This is a genomic window from Flavobacterium kochi (assembly GCF_048286715.1).
Classification (GTDB): Bacteria; Bacteroidota; Bacteroidia; order Flavobacteriales; family Flavobacteriaceae; genus Flavobacterium.
The window spans coordinates 17,085-39,233 of sequence record NZ_JBLVPW010000011.1; the positions used below are offsets into that span (position 1 = coordinate 17,085).

Below are 22,149 nucleotides of genomic sequence, written 5' to 3' on the forward strand. Positions count from 1 at the left end.
CCTATTTTACAGTATAGCTCTATTTAAATTTCATCAATAAATTAGATTACTCACTCCTGGTTTGGTCAAAATTAAAACCAAATTTATTTAAAAAAAATGCGGTATAAAGACACATCAGATCTGGAAATTTCATTGTTATTGGAAGCCATCTATCGGAAATATGGTTATGATTTCAGAGAGTATTCCCAAGCTCATATCAGGCGTAGGATCATGAACCGAATGGCACTATCGGGATTCGAAGATATTTCTCAAATGCAATCTCAAGTTTTAAACAATGAAGCATTTGCGACCGAACTTTTACAGGATTTATCAATAACAGTAACCGAAATGTTTCGTGACCCTGCTTTTTATAGATCCGTACGAGAAAAGGTCATTCCTATTTTAAAAACGTATCCCTTTATAAAAATATGGCATGCTGGCTGCGCAACAGGTGAAGAAGCCTATTCTATGGCTATCCTTTTGCAGGAAGAAGGTCTGTATGACAGGACCACCATCTATGCTACTGATTTTAACCAGTTGGCTTTGAACCAGGCAAAGGAAGGAATTTTTTCGAACAAAATGATAAAAGAATACACTCGTAACTATCAGTTGTCGGGAGGAAAAGAATCATTTTCAAGCTATTATACTTCTAGTTATGATAACGTTATAATGAATCAATCATTGAAAAAAAATATTGTTTGGGCCAATCATAATTTGGTAACCGACAGTGTATTTGCTGAAGTAAACTTGATACTATGCCGAAATGTGTTAATTTATTTTGGTAAAAATTTACAAAACAAAGTCCAGACTCTTTTCTGCAATAGCCTCGTTAATGGCGGCGTTTTGTGTTTGGGATCTAAAGAAAGTTTACGATTTACCGATTTATATGAGAAATATATTGAGTTGGACACAAAACAACGCGTATTTAAAAAGAAATATTAAAAATGTATTATGAAGCAATTGTTTTAGGGGTTTCTTCCGGAGGTATGAATGCTTTGAAAACCATATCCTCAGCCTTGCCCGCAAATTTCAATACTCCAATTATAATAGTACAGCATTTAAGCGCTCATTCCGATAGCTATTGGATAAACCTATTAAATGAAAAAAGTCCTCTTAATGTAAAAGAAGCGGATGAAAAAGAGAAAATAGAAAAAGGTACCATTTATATTGCTCCGCCAAATTATCATTTGTTAATTGAAAAGGATAAAACATTTTCCCTAACAATAGGCGAACGTGTAAATTTTGCAAGACCATCCATTGATGTATTGTTCGAATCGGCAGCCGAAGCCTATACCAACAAATTAATTGGAATGGTGCTTACAGGGGCTAATCATGACGGTACAAAAGGTATCAAACGAATAAAGGAATGTGGGGGTCTGGCCATTATTCAGGACCCAAAAACAGCAGAATCCCCGTATATGCCAAAGTCAGCAATAGATGCTATTGAAGCTGATTATATTCTGTCGTTGGAGAATATTGTCGCATTGCTGATAAAAATGGATCAACAAAAAGAATAATTTCAACAAACTTTACAAATATTATAGAAATGGAATTGACCCTTGGTAGAAAAATAGTTTTAGGATTTCTCGCTTGTGCTGTGGTGCTTTTAGGAGTTGCGATTTTCTCTTTTAAAAACAGTGCTAAATTTGTCGCTTCAAATGCCCTGGTAAATAATTCCAATCAGGTATTATATGAATTAGAACAAATACTGATGTCTTCCGTTGATGCTGAAACAGGCGTACGAGGTTACGTCATTTCGGGCGATGATGATTTTTTAAAACCTTTTACAACTGCTAATACAAAAGCAATCGAGCAACTTGATAAAGTAAAAGAATTAACAAAAGACAATCCTAATCAGCAGAAGAACATTGAGGAACTTGCAAAAGAACTCAAAATGCGGTTTGATAATTTAAACGAATGCATCTCCCTTCGCAAAAAGGATTTTGAAAAAGCCAAGGAATTTGTTGCTTCAGGAGAAGGAAAACAAATACAGGATGAGATAAGAAAAACAATCGATAAGGCTAAGGAATCAGAACATATTTTACTTACTGAAAGAATACAAACCAGTGAAGACGATGCCAGCAGGTTTAACATAGTTTTTGCCTTTTTATTGTTAATTATTGTCATGATACTTGTCGTGGTGTACACCATAGTTGCTGCAAACTTAAAAGCTCTTAAAAGTTCCGAGTCAGAAACTGCCAGCAAAAACTGGTTGCTTACAGGCAACTCCGAACTTAATGAAAAATTAATAGGAGACCAAAGTATAGCACAGTTGGCAAACAGTACCATTAGTTTTTTATGCAATTACCTGAAAGCCAATATAGGAACCGTATACCTATTTAATGACAAAGAAAATACCCTTATACTCACCGGTAAATTTGCCTTTTCGCCTGCTAAAGACACTAAAGAAATATTTAAATTAAACGAGGGATTAATTGGTCAGGCCGCGTGGGAACAAAAACAAATTTCTTTAACAGCTATATCAGAAGATCAAATACGCATTACTTCATCCATTTTGAATGCAAAACCAAAAAATTTGCTCATCACACCTTTTTTGCTTGAAGGTAAAACCATAGGTGTAATAGAAATAGGTAAACTTACTGATTTCAATGAAACGGAGAAGGAATTCATCAGTGTTTCTATGAACAGTATAGCTATCAGTGTTAATACTGTACAACAAGCTGAAGAAAAAGAAAAAAGAGCAGCAGAGCTAGCCATTGCCAACAAAGAATTGGCCTATCAAAATGACGAGAAAGAAAAAAGGGCAGCAGAATTAGTAATTGCCAACAAAGAATTAGCCTATCAAAATGACGAGAAAGAAAAAAGAGCGGCAGAATTAGGTATTGCCAACAAAGAACTTGCGTATCAAAATGACGAGAAAGAAAAAAGGGCAGCAGAATTAGGTGTTGCCAATAAAGAACTTGCCTATCAAAATGACGAGAAAGAAAAAAGGGCAGCAGAATTAGGTGTTGCCAATAAAGAACTTGCCTATCAAAATGACGAGAAAGAAAAAAGGGCAGCAGAATTAGGTGTTGCCAACAAAGAATTGGCTTATCAAAATGACGAGAAAGAAAAAAGAGCGGTAGAGTTAAGTTTTGCTAACAAAGAACTTTCGAACCAAGCTGAAGAACTTCAAATACAGCAGGAAGAACTCAGACAACTGAATGAAGAATTAGAACAACAGGCGCAAAATCTGAAACAACAACAGGAAGAATTGCAAATGACCAATGAAGAATTGGAAGAGCAAACCCAGTCATTGGAGGAGAAAAACAAGGAAGTTGAAGCTTCAAAAAATGACATTGAACTAAAAACAAAACAACTTGAGATTAGCAGCAAGTATAAGTCGGAATTCCTTGCAAACATGTCTCATGAGTTGAGAACACCTCTTAACAGTTTGCTTATTCTGTCAAAAGATTTATCAGAAAACAGAAAGAAAAATCTGGACGGTCTTCAGGTTGAAAGTGCCGAGATAATCTATAAAAGTGGTCATGACCTTCTTGTATTAATTAATGAAGTACTGGATCTCTCCAAGATTGAAGCGGGAAAAATGTCCATTACCATTGAAAAAATAGCACTGAAAAACGTTACAGATAATCTTCTTCGTGATTTTAAACATCAGGCCGAACGGAAAGGATTGAAGCTTGTTTGCAAATTAGCAACCGTTATACCCGAATTTATCCATACTGATTCGCAACGTTTAAATCAAATACTGAAAAATCTTATATCCAATGCCATAAAATTCACTGAAAAAGGAAGTGTAACTTTAAGCATTACTCCAAATACAGCAACTACTTTGAACATTTCTGTTACTGATACAGGGATTGGAATATCAGAAGACAAACAAACGGCCATATTTGAAGCTTTTCAACAAGCCGAAGGTGGTACCTCGAGAAAATATGGAGGTACAGGATTAGGACTTTCCATTTCACGTCAACTTGCAAAACTATTGGAAGCAGAAATTAAATTGAGCAGTGAATTAAATACGGGATCTACTTTTTCTCTTATTATCCCGCTTGAAATACATCCTGAACAGGAGCCGGTCAACACAGTAACGATAAAACCTATTTTATATACAATACGCTCCAATGATGCCAGCTATCTCAATTATGCTACCATAGAAGATGATCGGGCTTCAATAAATAGGGATGACAAAATAGTTCTCATTATTGAAGACGACAGGAATTTTGCTGCTATACTTTTAAAGCAAGCCAACAAAAAAGGATTCAAATGTCTGTCGGCTGCCACAGGAGAAGATGGTCTGTTACTTGCATCAAAATACAAACCCCAAGCCATCATTCTTGATATGGGTTTGCCAGGAATCAGTGGACAACAAGTATTACACGAGTTAAAAGCAAATCCAGCCGTAAGACATATACCGGTGCATATTATTTCGGCAAATGATCGTTCGATAGAACCAATCAGAGAAGGCGCTGTAGAGTATCTGATGAAGCCCATATCGAAAGATGGTCTGGAAGAAGCCTTCAACCGAATTGAAAATTTTGTCAATAGAAAAATAAAAAACCTGCTGATTATTGAAGACAATGAAAATTCACGAAAAGCAATCAAAATACTCGTTGGTGGTGGGGATGTACAATGTTTAGAAGCAGCAACAGGCAAAGAGGCCTTAGCAATGTATGAGCAAAACAGCATCGATTGCATTATATTGGATATTGGTTTACCCGACATCAGCGGTTTTGACCTTATCCATAAACTGGAGGATATAAAAGGTCACACTATGCCCCCTATTATTATTTACACCGGAAAGGAACTGACAAAAGAAGAAAATAATCTACTTCAAAAATATGCAGAGAGTATTATTATAAAAGGCATAAAATCAGAAGAACGATTACTGGATGAAACCGCCCTTTTCCTTCACCGAACGATTAGCAATTTACCGAAATCGAAACAAATGATTATAAATAATTTGTACGATAAAGAGGCAATATTTCATTCAAAAAAAATATTACTGGTAGATGACGACATGCGAAATGTTTTTGCGTTATCCAAGATATTGCAAGAACGCGGAATGCACGTAATAAAATCCGAGAACGGAAAAAATGCATTAGAGATGCTGGATATACATGCTGACATTGATCTGGTATTGATGGATATTATGATGCCTGAAATGGACGGCTACGAGGCAATGAAAAGGATTCGGTCTCAGGTGAAATTCAGGAACTTACCTATTATTGCGCTCACCGCAAAAGCCATGAAAGATGACAAACAAAAATGTATCGATGCGGGTGCCAACGATTATATAACCAAGCCTATTGATGTGGAACGATTACTATCATTGATGCGCGTATGGTTAAGTAAATAGATAGAACGTCATTGAGGTGGTATATCCCCCGATGTCATTAATATAAACTTGTTTGTTGGTTTTCCAACATTCAAACTTTTATTTTACAATTGAAAATGAAAATAAACAGCCCTGTTAAAATTTTATTAGTCGACGATTTGCCTGAAAATCTGTTTGCGTTGGAAGTAATTCTTTCTAATGAAAATTATTTATGCGTAAAAGCAAATTCCGGTAATGAAGCATTAAAAATTCTGCTGCACCAACAAGATTTTGCCATCATATTAATCGACGTACAAATGCCGCTGATGGATGGATTTGAAACCGTAGAATTAATCCGCCAAATCGAAAAATTGAAACATGTTCCGATTATTTTTTTAACGGCCAGCATGGATAATTCGCTGCACGTTTTCAAAGGGTATCAGGCGGGCGCAGTTGATTATATGATTAAACCGCTTTCACCAGAAATACTAAAAGCAAAAGTGGCTGTCTTTGTAGATTTGCATAAGAAAAATCAGGAATTATTAGTTCAGGCAGAACAGCTGAAAAAACTTAATACCGATCTGACAGCCCAAAAATTACTTTCTGAATATTCTCTTAGCCTCATTGAAGCAAGTCATGATCCTTTATTTGCAATTAGCCCGGAAGGGAAAATAACCGACATGAATAATGCATCGGTAAAAGTAACCGGCGTATCACGAAAAAAATTAATCGGAACCGACTTCTTTACTTATTTCACTGAACCACAAAAGGCCCGTGAAGTATATCAAAAAGTGTTTGAAAAAGGATCCGTTGCCGATTCTCCGCTGATACTCCGCCATAAAAATAATACATTGGTTGATGTATTATTCAACGGATCCGTTTATAAAGATGAGAAGGGAAATGTGCTGGGAGTTGTTATTGTTGCCAGAGATGTAACAGATCAAAAAATAATTGCAACACAATTAACTGAAGCTAAAGTTTTGGCTGAATTAGCCACAGGAATTTCTGAAGTAGCAAAAACAAACGCGGAAAAAGCCACTTTCATAGCTGAAAGTGCCTTAAAAGCAAAACAGCAATTCTTGTCGAATATGAGCCATGAAATTCGTACACCGATGAATGCCATCATCGGATTTACAAAAGTAATACTGAGAACTGATTTGACAGATAAACAAAAAGAGTATTTAAATGCTATAAAAATGAGTGGCGATGCATTAATCGTACTTATTAACGACATACTCGATTTGGCAAAAGTAGATTCCGGTAAAATGACATTTGAGCAAACACCTTTCAAAATGAAGTCTTCCATCTCATCCATGCTTCATTTATTTGAAACAAAAATCCAGGAAAAAAATTTAAGACTCATATCGGAATATGACAGTACTATTCCCAATGTTCTTGTTGGTGACCCAGCTCGTTTGCACCAAATTATTTTAAATCTGGTAAGTAATGCCGTAAAATTTACTACAGAAGGGAAAATTACGGTAAGCGTCGATTTATTACATGAAGATGATGATAAGGTAATTCTCAAATTTGCGGTAACCGATACCGGAATCGGTATCTCCGAGGAGAAAATAGGAACAATATTTGAAAATTTCCAGCAGGCAACCAGTGGAACTTCAAAATTGTACGGTGGAACCGGACTAGGTCTTGCCATTGCAAAACAATTAATAGAACCACAAGGAGGTAGTATTCGTGTAAAAAGTACCATTCATGAAGGTTCCACATTTAGTTTCACGTTACCTTTTCAAAAAACAAATGCCGCTGTAGAATTGGAAAAAGAACTGATAGCATTAGATACCGAAATAAAAAACATTAAGGTACTGGTGGTTGAAGATATTCCGCTCAATCAATTATTGATGAAAACACTTTTGGATGATTTTGGATTTGCTCGTGACATTGCTGAAAATGGTAAAATAGCTATTGAAAAACTTAAAGAAAAAGACTATGATGTTATTCTTATGGATTTGCAAATGCCGGAAATGAATGGATTTGAAGCTACAGAATATATTAGAAATACGATGAATTCTACAATTCCAATTATTGCATTAACCGCTGACGTAACTACTTCTGATTTAGCAAAATGTAAAGTGGTAGGCATGGATGATTACCTTGCTAAACCCGTTGACGAAAGACTATTGTACAGTAAAATAGTGGGTGCCCTAAACAAATCGAAACTTGCAAAAATCAATGAAATTTTGGAAGAAGAACAGCTTACAAGTAAAAAACTAAGATGTATTGACTTGCTTTATTTAAATCAAAGAACCAAGTCGAATCCCAAACTAATGATGGAAATGATATCCTTATATTTAGCACAAACGCCACCATTGTTAGACACAATAAAACAAAGTTTGGCAGATCAAAATTGGCATGTATTAGGTGCCGCAGCTCATAAAATGATTCCGTCTTTTTCAATAATGGGACTCAGTTCTGATTATGAAAATATGGCAAAAAAAATTCAGGAATTTGCAACAGTACAAGAAAAAAAGGAAGGAATACAAGAATTAGTACTACAACTTGAAGCAGTTTGTTTACAGGCTTGCAGCGAATTAGAGGAAGAGCTTAAAATAATTAAAAAAACCATCTAATGAATCTTTGTCATCATGCTCTTTATTTATATTCCATATTCATTGGCGCAATAGGCAATAAATCATTACTATTTATAAATTTATAAAACATATTTCTTACTTTTAAACAAATATTGTATTACATTTCTAATTATAAGATGTCACCAGACCCAGGATGTAACAAAAAATTTATAGTCAATCCTATAAATTAAATACCCATTTAATATATTATGAAATCAGCTAAAAAATCCACTCCGAATAAATTGACACCAGAAAAGGAAAACAAAAAAAACTCCTTTACTGTTGTAGCCATCGGCGCATCAGCCGGAGGACTCGAAGCTTTTAGCCTTTTATTAAAAAAATTACCAGCTGACACCGGTATGGCGTATATTTATGTCCAACACCTAAGTCCTGACCATAAAAGTTTACTGACTTCAATTCTTTCCAAGATTACAAAAATGAAAGTGCAGGAAATTGATAACATGGAAAAAATGGAACCCAATAATGTTTATGTAATTCCACCCAATAAAGTTATTGAGGTAATTAACGGACACATTCGATTGCTTCCCCGCATTAAAAATAACATTCCGAATCTGACGATCGATCTTCTCTTTTCCTCGCTTGCCGAAACTCATAGAGAAAATGTTATTGGAGTGGTTCTCTCCGGTTATGCCAGTGACGGTATGATTGGGCTCAAAGCTATTAAAGATGCCGGAGGAATAACCTTCGCACAGGATGATACAGCTCAAGCCAGTAGTATGCCAAATGCGGCTATTTCTTCAGGCGTAGTGGACTTTATATTATCTCCTGAGGAAATTGCGTCCGAATTAGTGCGCATCAGTAAAAATGGTGTTCCTATAAATGAGGCTAAAGAAAAGGAGCAAACAAAAGAAATTACTGTTGTAAATAACAACTACGATATAAATACCATTTTTGAATTATTGCTCAAAGAAACTGGTGTGGATTTTAGCCACTATAAAATGCCCACTATTAAAAGGCGAATAAGCCATAAAATGCAGCAACATGGAATAAAAACGATACAGGAATATGTACAGCTTTTACTCAAAAAAAATAATGAAATTGAAATTCTTTACACCGACTTGTTAATTAATGTGACCAGCTTTTTTAGAGAAACAGAAACCTTTCAATTTCTAAAGACCACTCTTTTACCAAAGCTTATAAAGAGTAAAACAGCCGAAGAAACACTGCGAATATGGGTTCCGGCATGTTCTACAGGGCAGGAAGCCTATTCTATTGCAATGATTATTGCCGAATTGCAGGATAATAAAACGGATAAAATCCCGGTCCAAATTTTTGCAACTGACTTAAGCGAAGAGGCTATAAGAGAGGCACGCAATGGAGAATATTCCCAAAGTGATGTGGAATCTATTCCTAAAAAATATTTGTCTCGTTTTTTTACTAAATTGGGTGATAATTACCGTATTGTTAAAGAACTTCGTGAAATGTGCATATTTGCACCTCACAATATTTTACGAGATCCTCCTTTTTCGCGCATGGATTTTGTAAGCTGCTGTAATCTCCTAATTTATTTTGATTCAGCCGCCCAGAAGAAAGTCTTCGCATCTCTACATTTTGCATTGAATGACGGAGGGTACTTAATGCTAGGTAAAGCAGAAAGCATCGGAACAACCTCCCAGCTTTTTACTCTGATAAATAATAAATTTAAAATCTATTTCCGAAAAAATAATTTGGGCGTGAGAAAGATACTTGAATTAACACCTCGCTTTACACGTACAACGATATCCAGTAAAAAAACAACTACTCCTTCTAAAAGCGTAAGTGTAAATCAGGAAAGTATTGAAAACGCCATTGATTCAACACTTCTCTCCATTTATATGCCGGCATGTGCAGTAGTTAACAAAGACATGGAAATCCTCCAGTTTAGAGGTCCTGTCTCTTCTTACCTTGAACATACATCGGGTAAAGCCAGCCTTAATATTTTAAAAATGGCCCGACCGGAATTTGCTTTTGAACTCCGCAATGCGATCAATAAAGCAATCGAAACAAAGCAATCTGTGTACAAATCGGGCATTGAAATAAAAATCGATTCCGTTTTACGATTAATGTCTTTTGAAGTTAGTCCCCTAAAAATTGAGTGGGAAGAACCTCTGTTACTCATTGTTTTTAAGCCACAGGAAGCGATAGAAAAATTTATCGAATCTGATTCAGTTAAGAAAAACACTGCAACACTCAAAGACTTAAAAATAAAAAAACTGACTGAAGAACTGAATACAACGCGCGCTGAAATGATTGCTATCATTGAAACGCAAGAAAATATTTATGAGGAATTACAGGCCGCAAATGAAGAAATCGTGTCCTCAAACGAAGAATTCCAGACCTTGAATGAAGAATTGGAGACCTCAAAAGAAGAAATCGAAGCCACTAATGAAGAGCTTGTTTCTACCAACCAGGAATTACAGATGCGCCATGATTTATTAACCGAATCACATGAATATTCAGAAGCAATTATTGCGACCATTCATGAACCAATGCTTATTCTGAATAAGAATTTCCATGTAATATCAGCCAACACGTCTTTTTATAAAAAATTCCTGGTTAATAAAGAAGAAACCGAAGGGAAATTGTTATTTGATTTAGGAAATGAACAATGGAATATTCCAAAACTCCGTGAGATCCTAAATGAAATAATTGCCAAAAATAGTAGCTTCGAAAATTTCGAGGTTACCCACACTTTTTCTGAAATAGGAGAAAAAATAATGTTGCTCAATGCACATCTTATTGTTCAAAAAGTTAATAGCGAACAATTAATCCTCCTTGCTATTGCTGATGTTACCGATATAAGAAAATTGGCAATCGAACTTCAGGCAAAAGAGAACATCGCTTTAGTTGAGCAGCTTGAGGCGGAGAAAAAAGCATTAAAAAGGATTCAGGACAGTAAAAAATACTACCGTAACCTGATTCAGAGTTTACCTGTAGCAGTTTATACCTGTGATAACAATGGATACATACAGTTATACAATAAAGCGGCCGTCGAACTCTGGGGGCGTAAACCTGAGATTGGTAAAGACCTGTGGTGCGGTTCCTTTCAAATTTCAAATACGGATGGCTCTTCTCTTCCTTTAGACCAATGCCCTATGGCAATAGCGTTAAAAGAAGAACGCGCAGTGCTGGAGCAGGAAATTATTGTTGAGCGGCCTAATGGTGAAAAACGTTTTGTACTGCCGAATCCGAGGCCAATTTTTGATGAAGACGGAAAATTATCAGGTTGTATTAACACTTTAATAGATATTACGGACCAAAAAAGAATCGAATCCGAATTAATAGAATCAAAAGTATTTGCAGAACTGGCCACTTTAATAGCCGAAGAAGCAAAAAGTAAAGCAGAAGAAGCCACGCGAACTGCGGAAGATGCAATGAAAGCAAAGCAGCAGTTTTTATCAAACATGAGTCATGAAATCCGGACTCCCATGAATGCAATTATTGGATTTACCAGAGTGATCTTAAAAACAGATTTATCAGAAAAACAAAAAGAATATTTAAATGCAATTAAATTGAGTGGTGATACATTAATTGCATTGATTAATGACATACTCGATTTAGCAAAAGTAGATGCAGGTAAAATGATTTTTGAAAAAAAACCTTTCAAAATGGCGGTTTCCATATCTTCAATGCTCCAATTATTTGAGACAAAAATTCAGGAAAAAAATTTAAAATTAGTTGTCAATTATGATAAAAAAATACCTGATGTACTTCTTGGGGATTCTATTCGATTGCATCAGATTATTTTAAATTTGGTAAGTAATGCAGTGAAATTTACCTCAAAAGGTAGCATTCTGGTTAATGTCAATTTACTGTTTGAAGATGAAGAAAAAGTAATTATAGAATTTGCAATTACCGACAGTGGAATTGGCATTCCAAAGGATAATATAGATTTAATATTTGAAAACTTTCAACAGTCCACCAACGGAACTTCCAGTCTATATGGTGGGACTGGTTTAGGGCTGGCCATCGTGAAGCAGTTAGTAACATCACAAGGAGGAAGTATCCGCGTCAAAAGTAAAATTAATGAAGGTTCTACTTTTAGTTTTACTTTACCTTTTCAAAAAACAAAAAAACGTGCTGAGTCAGAAACTCATTTAATCGGATTCGATACAACAGCCACAAAAAACATAAAAGTATTGGTCGTAGAAGACATGGCGCTCAATCAACTCTTGATGAAAACAATATTGGATGATTTTGGATTTGAACAGGATATTGCTGATAATGGAAAAATTGCCATCGAAAAACTACAGGCAAAATCGTATGATATTGTTTTAATGGACCTCCAAATGCCGGTAATGAATGGATTTGAAGCCACCGAATACATCCGTAATACCCTGAATTCAAAAATCCCGATCATCGCACTGACTGCTGATGTTACCACCGTTGATTTGGGAAAATGTAAAGCAGTGGGTATGGATGATTATATCGCTAAACCAATCGATGAAAAATTATTATTCAATAAAATTGTTGAGTTAACAAAAAAGGCCTAAAAACAAAAACGTTTCCAACGATTATTGTAAAACCCAATCTACAAAAATACCGGTGCCATTAATCTTCATTATCAACAACCTGAAAATGTGTTTTCACTTAAGAAAAGTGTAATGCTATAACTTTTGCCTGTAATCCTATAACATAGTTAAGGATTAAGGATTCACCTTTGTTTTGTGATAAATAAGTCACTAATTAAATAACAAAGTTATGAAATTTAAAAATGCATTACCTACTCTAGCCATACTACTTGTAGTTTTTTTGACTGGCTGCACTAACGAAATGAATGAGGATTCAACCTCTAATGGGGCTGCAGTTGCAAAATCCAACAATCCAACTTCTGCTATAAATGCCGTTAATGAAACGTATACTATAGCGCCAGAAGTTGGTTCATTGACTGGAGTAAATCTTGGTATTGCAGGAGATTTTGCGATTCTGTCAAAAACAGGAATTACAGATGTATACAAATCAGCTATTACCGGTGATATAGGTTCAAGCCCAATAACGGGAGCTGCCATACTAGTAAGATGCACAGAAGTAGTAGGAACAATCTATACTGTTGATGCAGCGGGCCCACTTCCTTGTAGTGTAACGAACGCAACACGATTAACGACAGCGATTGGTGATATGCAGACCGCATATACTGACGCGGCAGGACGAATTAATCCTGATTTTCTAAATTTAGGAGCTGGAAATATTGGTGGAAAAACACTAACGCCAGGGCTGTATAAATGGACAACTGCGCTAAATATTCCAACTGACATAACTATTTCCGGTAGTCCAACTGATGTTTTTATTTTTCAAATAGCCGGAACCCTTAAATTGAGTTCTGCCGTTAGAATGACATTAACCGGAGGCGTACAAGCCAAAAATATTTTCTGGGTAGTTTCAGATGCTGTTACCTGTGGAACTACTAGCCATTTTGAAGGAAACATATTAGGAATGACAGGTATTAATTTACAGACTGAAGCAACAATAAACGGAAGACTTCTGGCACAAACAGCAGTAACATTGCAAATGAATGCTGTTACTCAACCGCAATAGATTAAAAAAAATTAATTTTCAAAGAGGCTGCCCGTATAGTCTTTTTTTATTTCAAGACGGGGACAGACAAATGAATAAAAGAGCGGTGCTAAGTAAGCAGCCGCTTTTTTATTGTCAGAAAACAGCATTGCAAAGACCAGGGGTTATCCCTGTAAAAATCACCCTTACAACCATAACCACTTTAAGACAAACAACTTACCTTTATATTACTAAATTATTTCGTACATTTATTCTTCCAAGGAATTACACCTAATTACGGCGTTTTATTTTATTATTGAGAGTGATGCCGTAACAGAAACATTCATTAAATACTATTTTCAATAATTATAAATCAATAAAACTTCACAAAATGAAAAAAACAACCTCACTACTTTCTGCAATCCTGCTGATGATGGCAGTCCTTACCTCCTGCCCTTCATTCGGACAAATGAAAATGGGAAGCAAAAAAACAGTTTCGGTAGCAAGCGCTGCCACGCTGCGAACAAACATGCGAAAACTTTGGGAAGACCATGTAACATGGACTCGCAATGTTATCTTATGTCTTGTGGATGAACTTCCCGGAACTGATCAGGCAGTAAAGCGGCTGCTCCAAAATCAGGTTGACATTGGTAATGCTATTAAACCATACTACGGAGAAGATGCCGGAAATAAATTAACAAAATTACTCAAGGCACACATCAACATTTCAGCAGAAGTAGTCAATGCGGCAGAAGCCGGAAACACTGCTGCTCTAAATAAAGCTAATAAAAGCTGGTACGCCAACGCTGACGAAATATCAGAATTTCTCTGCAAAGCAAATCCCAAATGGGCTTTAGCGGATATGAAAATGATGATGAATGACCACCTCAAACTAACTACCAATGAAGCAGTACAACGCATCAAAAAAAATTATGATGCTGATGTTATTGCTTACGATAAAGTGCACAATGAAATTCTTGAAATGTCAGACATGCTTGCAGATGGCATCATTAAACAATTTCCAGAAAAATTTAAACCAAGAATCATTACAAAATCTTCAAAATAAAATTGAATATTATTTCAATAAAATTCATATCGGCGGAAAACAAGCAAAGTCATGAAGGTAAAACAAAAAAATATAAAAATACCTTTTGCAAAAAATGAATTTAATTAGAAAAGCCAAGCTTTTATAAACCAGAGAGAAAGATAGCACAATCTTTTTCCGAACTGCACTATTACATCGTATTGAATATGTGAATAATATAACTTATTTTTTAAATTATATAATGCTTTCTTGAACCAGCCGGAATACTTTTACTTAACATCTAAATCATTTTTTATGTCGTTATTCACCGTATTACTTGTACTGATTATTGTAGGCTTTCTGCTTTGGCTTGTCAATACCTATATTCCAATGGATAGTACAATAAAAAAAATATTTAACATTGTTGTGGTGATTGTTGTGATTATTTGGCTTCTCAAAGTATTTGGACTTTTCGATGACCTGATGGGAATACATGTATAAAAATCATACCGCATTATTCAAATAGCGGTTCTGAAATCGAATCGTCTCAAAACAATAATCCTGATGAAAAATTAAATTTAAATAAATCTTAAAACTAAAAATTATGAATCTTAAAAGAATCTTTGGGGCGTTACTTACCGCCCTCGGAATTGGTGGCCTTATTTACACTGCAGTTATCTTTGCTGATACTTCAGGCGAAACGAGAGATGTTAAATCGCTAATTATTTATGGTGTACTCGGTATCATTTTCTTCGTTTCCGGAATTAGCTTAGTACGTACAACAAAAGATGAATCATAGCCCAGTTTCTCTCAGTCCGGTTATAGTAATGCAAAATAGATTTGATCAGACTTGCATAAAAAGATTCTGATTACAATTAATCCCCAACTTTTCTTCAAGAAATGGGACGGATTCCTCCAAATGGAATACTGACAAGTGTAGTACAAAATAAATCTCTCTGAATTTAAAAAAGTTCAGAGAGATTTTATTAAAAATTTGATTCTTTATCAAATTTATTTACTGAAACTCCATTTATTCCTGACTTTTATTTTTTTAAATTTCACTTAAAAAATCAAATTATTTTATTTTTCAACCAAAAAAATTTGATTTCCAAATCTTAAAGACAAAAAAAGTATCAATACATAAAAATGGGAATCATGTAACTCTTTATAAGAATTATATAACACATTTTACGAAAATTAATCTCAACTTAGTATCCTGAATATTAAGCATATGAAAAAAACAATCAACATTCCGAAAATAAATATTGTTACGTTCAAAAAGAAAGAAAAAATTAATTTTCCAGGCCATCCTATTGATCCTCCTATAGAATATGCTTTTAATAAAAATGACCATAAACTGATATTCATCCAGAGAATGTTTCAAAATAAAAGAACCAATTGGTAGCACTTAAAGGAATAAATATAAAATTATACTATGAAAATAGCCGTATTTAGTACCAAACCCTATGATCGCGAATACCTTGATCGGTTTAATATTGGAAATACACATGAACTAATCTATTTTGAAGCACCTTTAGATGCCGATACTACAAATTTGGCTATAGGATTTGAAGGCGTTTGCATATTTGTAAATGATAAAATCGATAAAAAAGCAATTGATAAATTATCGGATATTGGAATTAAACTTATTGATTTGCGTTGCGCAGGTTTTAACAATGTAGACCTTGAAGCTGCTGCAAAACAAAATATTAAAATACTGAGAGTTCCAGCCTATTCTCCGCAAGCCGTTGCAGAACATGCTGTAGCATTAATTTTGACTTTGAACAGGAAAACGCATAAAGCCTACAATAGAGTTAGAGAAAGTAATTTTTCATTGGAAAATCTGACCGGATTTAATCTTTACGAGAAAACGGTAGGTGTAATCGGAACAGGAAAAATAGGCGCTGCTTTTTGCCAAATAATGTTAGGTTTTGGATGTAAAGTCATTGCTTATGACATAACGAAATCCGAGAAATTAATAGCAAAAGGGGTCAAATATAAAGCATTGAACGAAGTAGTTGAAGCCGCTGATATAATCTCCCTCCATTGTCCGCTTACTGCCAATACAAAACATCTTTTTAACAGTGAAGCCTTTTCTAAAATAAAAAAAGGGGCTATGCTTATTAATACCAGCCGAGGCGCCTTAATTAAAACATCAGATGCAATTGAAGCATTAAAAAAAGAACAATTAGGCTATTTAGGAATAGACGTTTATGAACAGGAAGAGAATCTGTTTTTTAATGATTTGTCTGAAAGTATCGTTAAAGATGATTTAATAGAAAGATTAATGGCTTTTCATAATGTTTTGATTACACCCCATCAAGGCTTTTTTACCAAGGAAGCATTAAACCAAATTGCTTTAACTACGTTGAAAAATTTTACAGATTTTGAAAATAGATTACCATTGGAAAATGAGGTGAAACTATAATACTAAAACATGATTAATTGTTGAACTCGCCATGCAATTATGGCGGAGAACAAAATAGCGAATAGGATAACTCTTTAATTAAAAAAGAGGTTGTTCAAAAAAAAGAATTTGATTGCGAAATAATAATGCAGTGGAATAGTTTATAACTGTTTTTTTTATAAAAATCAGCAAAATATAAAACGTACGAATGACAGCGATTTATTTCTGATTAAAAATCAAATTCTTTTTTTACAACCTTTTTTTATGCAAATATGTGAAAGTTGTAATTCATTGTTTAAATTCTGTAAAAGATTAAACAGTTTTAAGACTCAACTTTACACTTTTTAAAATTATACAACAATTAAATAGACACAAATGAAAAGTACAATCACCAAAACTGATAAAGGTAGAGGAAATTCAGAAAACAATATATCGGAGACAAAAGAAAATTGCCGCAACATTTTTGTAGAGGAATTAAAAGAAATTTACTTTACTGAAAAATCGCTTATCATATCCATTCCCGTAATGATTAAAAATGCAGCAACTGATGAATTAAGGGATGCGCTCCAAGTGCACCTGCAATTTACGCAAGAACATATACAACGGTTAGAATTTTTCTTTACTTCTATTGGCCAAGGTGATATTATGTTAAAATACGAAGCAATGTACGGATCAATCGCGCCAGGAAAATAAAATAAATAGAATTTAAATTATTCTAAATAACAAAAAATATATCTCCTAAATTACTAATATAGGCAAAGAAGTAGGCACGAAACGCATTCATTGGTGTTAGCAATCTTTCAAATCCTATATATATATATATAGGCTTGATTATAATAAAAACAATCATACAATTTTGTTAGATAGTATTCTTTTCTGATTTGCCAGATTGGCGAAACGACATCAAGAACATAGGAGCTTTCCAATCTTCCGCCCATGACCAACGAATTGGTACACGAGCTTAATAACGTTAATCAAATCTAAAAAAAGAATGTTATCTAACTTAATTTTTGGAGCGTAATTTAAATAAGATCCGCACCAATTTTAATGAAAGTGACATGCTGCATTTTATTTATTAAGAAATGCTTAGAGGATCTCGTCTAAAAATTATTGTACCAACGAGAAATATAAAACAAAGCTTTATTAATTCTCAAAGTGGATCTCCTGAAAATAAAAAAACTATCCAAATAGATAACAGATTACGCCTTAAATTCTTAGAAACGATTGTGCTTCGTTGGAATGATTTCTAAAAGAAAACATCCTAAAACCAATTGCTCAACTTGGAAATTTTCAATTATCATGGGTTTATTTCATGATTTATACGTCATTTTAACAAGTATTTTAAATCCGTAAGTCATTAAATATAATTACCTTTATAATAGCAATCTAAGAACAAAAAACATGAAAACATACGAACTATTTATACAAAAAAAAGTAGGTTCCTTAACGTTGAAAAATAGAATTGTTATGGCACCTATGACAAGATGCAGGGCTATTGATAATATTCCTAATGAACTGATGTCCGAATACTATAAACAACGTTGCAGTGCTGGATTAATAATAACGGAAGGTACATCACCATCCCCTAACGGTCTTGGATATGCCAGAATTCCCGGAATCTTTAGTGAACTTCAAGTGCAGGGCTGGAAGAAAACAACAACGGCAGTTCATAAAAATGGAGGAAAAATATTTGTCCAATTGATGCACTCCGGACGAATTAGCCATCCCCTTAATATGCATAAAGATGCTCATATCCTTGCCCCTTCCCAGATAAAAGCGGCTGGACAAATGTGGACTGACCTGAAAGGACTGCAAGACTTTGTTGTTCCAAAAGAAATGACCCCTCAGGAAATTTTGCATGCCAGGACAGAATATGTTGCCGCCTCAGAAAATGCTTTATTTGCAGGATTTGATGGTGTGGAATTGCATTCGGCTAATGGTTATTTATTAGAAGAATTCCTTTCGCCTGTAAGTAACATCCGTACAGATAATTACGGTGGAAGTATTGAAAACCGGTGTCGTTTTGTGATTGAAGTGGTAGCGGCTGTCGCAAATGCCATTGGAAAAGAAAAAACGGGTATCCGCTTATCTCCTTATGGAGTGGCTAGTGATATGCCTCACTATCCTGAGATCAACGCCACTTACGATTACTTATCGAAAGAACTCAATAAACTGGACATAGCCTACCTACATCTTGTAGATCACTCCGCTATGGGGGCGCCCCCTGTTCCTTTAGAAATTAAAAAATTGATACGCCATAATTTCAAAAACGCCCTGATTCTTTGTGGTGGCTATGACAGGGAAAGCGCTGAAGCGGAAATTGAAAGCGGACTTACAGACCTCATCGCTTTTGGTCGTCCGTTTATTAATAATCCTGATCTGGTGGAACGATTCAAAAATAATTGGCCTTTATCACAAGATCTTGATACCGATTTATTTTATACTGCTGACGAGAAAGGATATACTGATTATCCGGTTTATAAAGAATAAGCTTGGCTGTAAACAATGTTTAAAAATCCATTCAAATCAAAGTCAAAATGAAAGATATATCCCAATTGTTAGCTTTATTAGGCGATGAAAAAGATTCGTTATTGAATCATAGTTGTAAAACTATTTCGAAAGATCAAATGCATTTACCTAACCCATCTCATATCGATAGTATTTTTTTGCAAAGTAATCGCAATGGGCAAACTATTCGAAGTTTGACACAGCTATACGACAATGGCCGGCTCAGCGGCACGGGCTATATTTCTATTTTACCTGTGGATCAAGGCATTGAGCATACCGCAGGAAGTTCTTTTTCTCCAAACCCCATTTATTTCGATCCGGAAAATATCGTAAAATTAGCCATTGAAGCAGATTGTAATGCAGTGGCATCTACCATGGGCAGTCTTGCGATGTTATCCAGAAAATATGCCCATAAAATTCCGTTTGTGGTAAAACTCAATCACAATGAACTGATGACTTACCCCAATAAATACGATCAAATTTTGTTTGGGAGTGTCCGAGATGCCTGGAACATGGGAGCAGTGGCCGTGGGTGCAACCGTTTACTTTGGCTCCGCCGAATCGGACAGGCAAATTATAGAAATAGCAAAGGCTTTTGAAGAAGCCCATAATTTGGGTATGGCGACAATTCTTTGGTGCTATGCCAGAAATGATGGCTTTATAAAAGACGGTATCGACTATAATACAGCGGCTGATATTACGGGGCAGGCCAATTATTTAGGGGTTTCGATTCAGGCGGATATTATTAAACAAAAATTACCAACTGGCAATGGTGGTTTTACGTCGATAAAATTTGCCAAAACAAATCCGGATATGTACACCAAATTAGCCAGTGACCATCCTATAGATTTATGCCGCTACCAGGTAATGAATTGTTACTCGGGACGCATCGCTATGATTAATTCAGGCGGAGAATCGAAAGGTGAAACCGATTTGGCAGAAGCTATAAAAACAGCAGTGATAAACAAACGTGCCGGCGGAGCCGGAATGATTATGGGAAGAAAAGCTTTTCAGCGGCCCTTTAGTGAAGGCGTAAACCTCATCAATGCAGTACAGGAAATTTACCTGGCAAAAGAAGTTTCAATAGCTTAATCTTTGATTTATAAATATTTCACACTTCTAATCTTTAGATTGTCATCTAAATCGTAAAGTCTGGGCGTTCCGGTAGGAATGCTTATTTTGACAATCGCTATCGGGCTGATATTTTCTAAATACATCATTAAAGCCCTGAGACTATTCCCATGAGCCACTATCAAAATATTTTTACCGGATTTTAGCTTTGGCTCCATTTCCTGCTTATAATAGGGTACAATTCTATTGTAAGTATCTTCTAAACTTTCACCATCAGGAGGACGAACTTCATAACTTCTCCTCCATATTTCCAACTGATTTTCTCCATATTTTTTTGCTACTTCTGCCTTGTTAAGTCCCTGTAAACTTCCATACATTCTTTCGTTTAATGCTTCATTCTTAATGACAGGAATATGAGTTTGTTGCATTGTTTCTAAGATAATTCTTAAAGACTCTCCCGCTCTTTTCAATCCTGAAGTGTAAGCACAAGAAAAATTGAGGTCTTTTAACCTGATTCCTGCAAGCTTTGCTTCCTCTTCTCCCAAAGAAGTCAGCGCTACATCCAGATTTCCAGTAAAACGATTCTCCAAATTATAAGCAGACTGCCCGTGCCGAATAAGTGCCAATAAAGCCATATTTTGTTATTTACTGTTTCATTTTTAGAGGAAACATTACTAAACACGCAAAAAAAAATTAAATAATCCTCAAAAAAACATAAAAACTAATGCTCTTTTATAGCATACCAATATCGGTATTATAACGGTAAAAAACTATTAATCTATTTTTATTAGACAAAAAAAATCATGCTTATCAAAAACTAAAGCATCGGAAAACAAATTATAAAATACTGATTATAAATACCATATAAGTATAAAAAAAGGCTTCGTGTAATTTATTTTTGTAAATTTATAATGCTATTCGTTAGAAATACAATCCAATTAGAAGTGAACCCTTTTTTAGGTGAAACAGAATAAAGCGGTCGAATATTAACACAATAGAAACGCTCCAAAATGAATACTCTCGACACAAAGAAATATTTATTTTCAAAAGGAATTGATTCCTATTTAGAAGGCGTTCACAAAGGCTATCAATTTACAATTCGTTTTTTTAAAGAAGCATTTATACTTCCTTTTCATTGGCGTGAAATTATTAATCAGTGTTTCGAGATTGGATTAAAATCCCTTTCTCTAATAACATTGACCGGTTTTATTGTAGGTGTTGTTTTTACAAAACAATCACGGCCTTCATTGGAAACTTTTGGAGCAGTTTCCTGGTTGCCATCCTTAATCGGGATCGCTATTGTTAGAGCTTTAGGGCCATTGGTAACAGCACTTATTTGTGCAGGAAAAGTGGGTTCCAGTATCAGTGCCGAATTAGGTTCCATGAAAGTTACGGAGCAAATTGAAGCGATGGAAGTTTCAGCAATTAATCCTTTTAAATACTTAGTGGTTACCCGGGTAATTGCTACAACAATTTCTATCCCCGTACTGGCATTGTATTGCAGCTTTATAGGGCTACTGGGTTCGTATTACAATGTTCATAATGAAGAGATGACAAGTTTGGAAATTTTTTACAAAAATGCTTTTTCTAATATTTCTTTTCTGGACATTTTTTCATCGGTAATCAAATCTATTGTTTATGGATTTACAATAGGAATTATAGGCTGTTACAAAGGTTTTTTTGCAACACAAGGAACCCGTGGCGTTGGCAAAGCAACCAATCAAGCAGTTATACTTGCCATATTTCTTATCTTTTTTGAAGAGGTTGTCATTGTACAGGTGGTTAATTGGATCCGATATTTTTAA

The 22,149-nt window shown here is 34.9% G+C and carries 16 protein-coding genes; 15 read left to right on the forward strand and 1 reads right to left on the reverse strand.

Annotation, left to right across the window (positions count from 1 at the left end):
- The first annotated feature begins 96 nt into the window (after positions 1-96).
- The 14 genes from ACNQGH_RS11180 (at position 97) to ACNQGH_RS11245 (ending at position 20,365) form a co-directional block, all read left to right on the forward strand.
- Positions 97-921 (forward strand): CheR family methyltransferase, encoded by an 825-nt coding sequence (locus ACNQGH_RS11180; protein WP_417956090.1) that lies wholly within the window; start codon positions 97-99, stop codon positions 919-921.
- A 2-nt stretch (positions 922-923) separates the two neighbouring features.
- Positions 924-1,496, forward strand: coding sequence for a chemotaxis protein CheB (locus tag ACNQGH_RS11185; RefSeq protein ID WP_417956091.1), 573 nt, complete (start codon positions 924-926; stop codon positions 1,494-1,496).
- A 29-nt stretch (positions 1,497-1,525) separates the two neighbouring features.
- A complete protein-coding gene (locus tag ACNQGH_RS11190) occupies positions 1,526-5,299 on the forward strand; it encodes a response regulator (protein ID WP_417956092.1) in 3,774 nt (1,257 codons plus the stop codon).
- Positions 5,300-5,394: 95 nt separating this feature from the next.
- Positions 5,395-7,842: a response regulator gene (locus tag ACNQGH_RS11195; RefSeq protein ID WP_417956093.1), complete on the forward strand. Its 2,448-nt coding sequence runs from the start codon at positions 5,395-5,397 to the stop codon at positions 7,840-7,842.
- Between the two features lie 209 nt (positions 7,843-8,051).
- A complete protein-coding gene (locus ACNQGH_RS11200) occupies positions 8,052-12,335 on the forward strand; it encodes a CheR family methyltransferase (RefSeq protein ID WP_417956094.1) in 4,284 nt (1,427 codons plus the stop codon).
- A gap of 208 nt (positions 12,336-12,543) precedes the next feature.
- Entirely contained in the window at positions 12,544-13,377 is an 834-nt protein-coding gene (locus ACNQGH_RS11205; protein WP_417956095.1) for an ice-binding protein, read from the forward strand.
- Between the two features lie 349 nt (positions 13,378-13,726).
- Positions 13,727-14,401, forward strand: a complete 675-nt coding sequence (locus ACNQGH_RS11210) for a hypothetical protein (RefSeq protein ID WP_417956096.1) — start codon at positions 13,727-13,729, stop codon at positions 14,399-14,401.
- A gap of 273 nt (positions 14,402-14,674) precedes the next feature.
- Complete coding sequence (locus ACNQGH_RS11215) at positions 14,675-14,860, forward strand: Thivi_2564 family membrane protein (protein ID WP_417956097.1); 186 nt, start codon at positions 14,675-14,677, stop codon at positions 14,858-14,860.
- 103 nt (positions 14,861-14,963) lie between these two features.
- Positions 14,964-15,158, forward strand: a complete 195-nt coding sequence (locus ACNQGH_RS11220) for a hypothetical protein (RefSeq protein ID WP_417956098.1) — start codon at positions 14,964-14,966, stop codon at positions 15,156-15,158.
- A 432-nt stretch (positions 15,159-15,590) separates the two neighbouring features.
- Entirely contained in the window at positions 15,591-15,764 is a 174-nt protein-coding gene (locus ACNQGH_RS11225; protein ID WP_417956099.1) for a hypothetical protein, read from the forward strand.
- 30 nt (positions 15,765-15,794) lie between these two features.
- Entirely contained in the window at positions 15,795-16,787 is a 993-nt protein-coding gene (locus tag ACNQGH_RS11230) for a 2-hydroxyacid dehydrogenase (protein WP_417956100.1), read from the forward strand.
- 354 nt (positions 16,788-17,141) lie between these two features.
- Positions 17,142-17,459 (forward strand): DUF892 family protein, encoded by a 318-nt coding sequence (locus tag ACNQGH_RS11235; protein WP_417956101.1) that lies wholly within the window; start codon positions 17,142-17,144, stop codon positions 17,457-17,459.
- A 708-nt stretch (positions 17,460-18,167) separates the two neighbouring features.
- Positions 18,168-19,256, forward strand: coding sequence for an alkene reductase (locus tag ACNQGH_RS11240; RefSeq protein ID WP_417956102.1), 1,089 nt, complete (start codon positions 18,168-18,170; stop codon positions 19,254-19,256).
- Positions 19,257-19,303: 47 nt separating this feature from the next.
- The gene (locus ACNQGH_RS11245; RefSeq protein WP_417956103.1) at positions 19,304-20,365 is read left to right on the forward strand and encodes a class I fructose-bisphosphate aldolase; all 1,062 of its coding nucleotides are present in this window, start codon (positions 19,304-19,306) and stop codon (positions 20,363-20,365) included.
- A gap of 8 nt (positions 20,366-20,373) precedes the next feature.
- On the opposite strand, the gene ACNQGH_RS11250 is transcribed toward ACNQGH_RS11245, so the two are convergent.
- On the reverse strand, positions 20,374-20,979 hold the full coding sequence (locus tag ACNQGH_RS11250) for a 2,3-bisphosphoglycerate-dependent phosphoglycerate mutase (RefSeq protein WP_417956104.1): 606 nt from the start codon (positions 20,977-20,979) through the stop codon (positions 20,374-20,376).
- A gap of 375 nt (positions 20,980-21,354) precedes the next feature.
- Between ACNQGH_RS11250 and ACNQGH_RS11255 the strand changes: the two genes are divergently transcribed.
- Positions 21,355-22,149, forward strand: coding sequence for an MlaE family ABC transporter permease (locus ACNQGH_RS11255; protein ID WP_417956105.1), 795 nt, complete (start codon positions 21,355-21,357; stop codon positions 22,147-22,149).

Bases quoted from the DNA above. Each gene is read 5' to 3' on its own strand.
- ACNQGH_RS11180 (WP_417956090.1), top strand. From the start codon at position 97: ATGCGGTATAAAGACACATCAGATCTGGAAATTTCATTGTTATTGGAA.
- ACNQGH_RS11185 (WP_417956091.1), top strand. From the start codon at position 924: ATGTATTATGAAGCAATTGTTTTAGGGGTTTCTTCCGGAGGTATGAAT.
- ACNQGH_RS11190 (WP_417956092.1), top strand. From the start codon at position 1,526: ATGGAATTGACCCTTGGTAGAAAAATAGTTTTAGGATTTCTCGCTTGT.
- ACNQGH_RS11195 (WP_417956093.1), top strand. From the start codon at position 5,395: ATGAAAATAAACAGCCCTGTTAAAATTTTATTAGTCGACGATTTGCCT.
- ACNQGH_RS11200 (WP_417956094.1), top strand. From the start codon at position 8,052: ATGAAATCAGCTAAAAAATCCACTCCGAATAAATTGACACCAGAAAAG.
- ACNQGH_RS11205 (WP_417956095.1), top strand. From the start codon at position 12,544: ATGAAATTTAAAAATGCATTACCTACTCTAGCCATACTACTTGTAGTT.
- ACNQGH_RS11210 (WP_417956096.1), top strand. From the start codon at position 13,727: ATGAAAAAAACAACCTCACTACTTTCTGCAATCCTGCTGATGATGGCA.
- ACNQGH_RS11215 (WP_417956097.1), top strand. From the start codon at position 14,675: ATGTCGTTATTCACCGTATTACTTGTACTGATTATTGTAGGCTTTCTG.
- ACNQGH_RS11220 (WP_417956098.1), top strand. From the start codon at position 14,964: ATGAATCTTAAAAGAATCTTTGGGGCGTTACTTACCGCCCTCGGAATT.
- ACNQGH_RS11225 (WP_417956099.1), top strand. From the start codon at position 15,591: ATGAAAAAAACAATCAACATTCCGAAAATAAATATTGTTACGTTCAAA.
- ACNQGH_RS11230 (WP_417956100.1), top strand. From the start codon at position 15,795: ATGAAAATAGCCGTATTTAGTACCAAACCCTATGATCGCGAATACCTT.
- ACNQGH_RS11235 (WP_417956101.1), top strand. From the start codon at position 17,142: ATGAAAAGTACAATCACCAAAACTGATAAAGGTAGAGGAAATTCAGAA.
- ACNQGH_RS11240 (WP_417956102.1), top strand. From the start codon at position 18,168: ATGAAAACATACGAACTATTTATACAAAAAAAAGTAGGTTCCTTAACG.
- ACNQGH_RS11245 (WP_417956103.1), top strand. From the start codon at position 19,304: ATGAAAGATATATCCCAATTGTTAGCTTTATTAGGCGATGAAAAAGAT.
- ACNQGH_RS11250 (WP_417956104.1), bottom strand. From the start codon at position 20,979: ATGGCTTTATTGGCACTTATTCGGCACGGGCAGTCTGCTTATAATTTG.
- ACNQGH_RS11255 (WP_417956105.1), top strand. From the start codon at position 21,355: ATGAATACTCTCGACACAAAGAAATATTTATTTTCAAAAGGAATTGAT.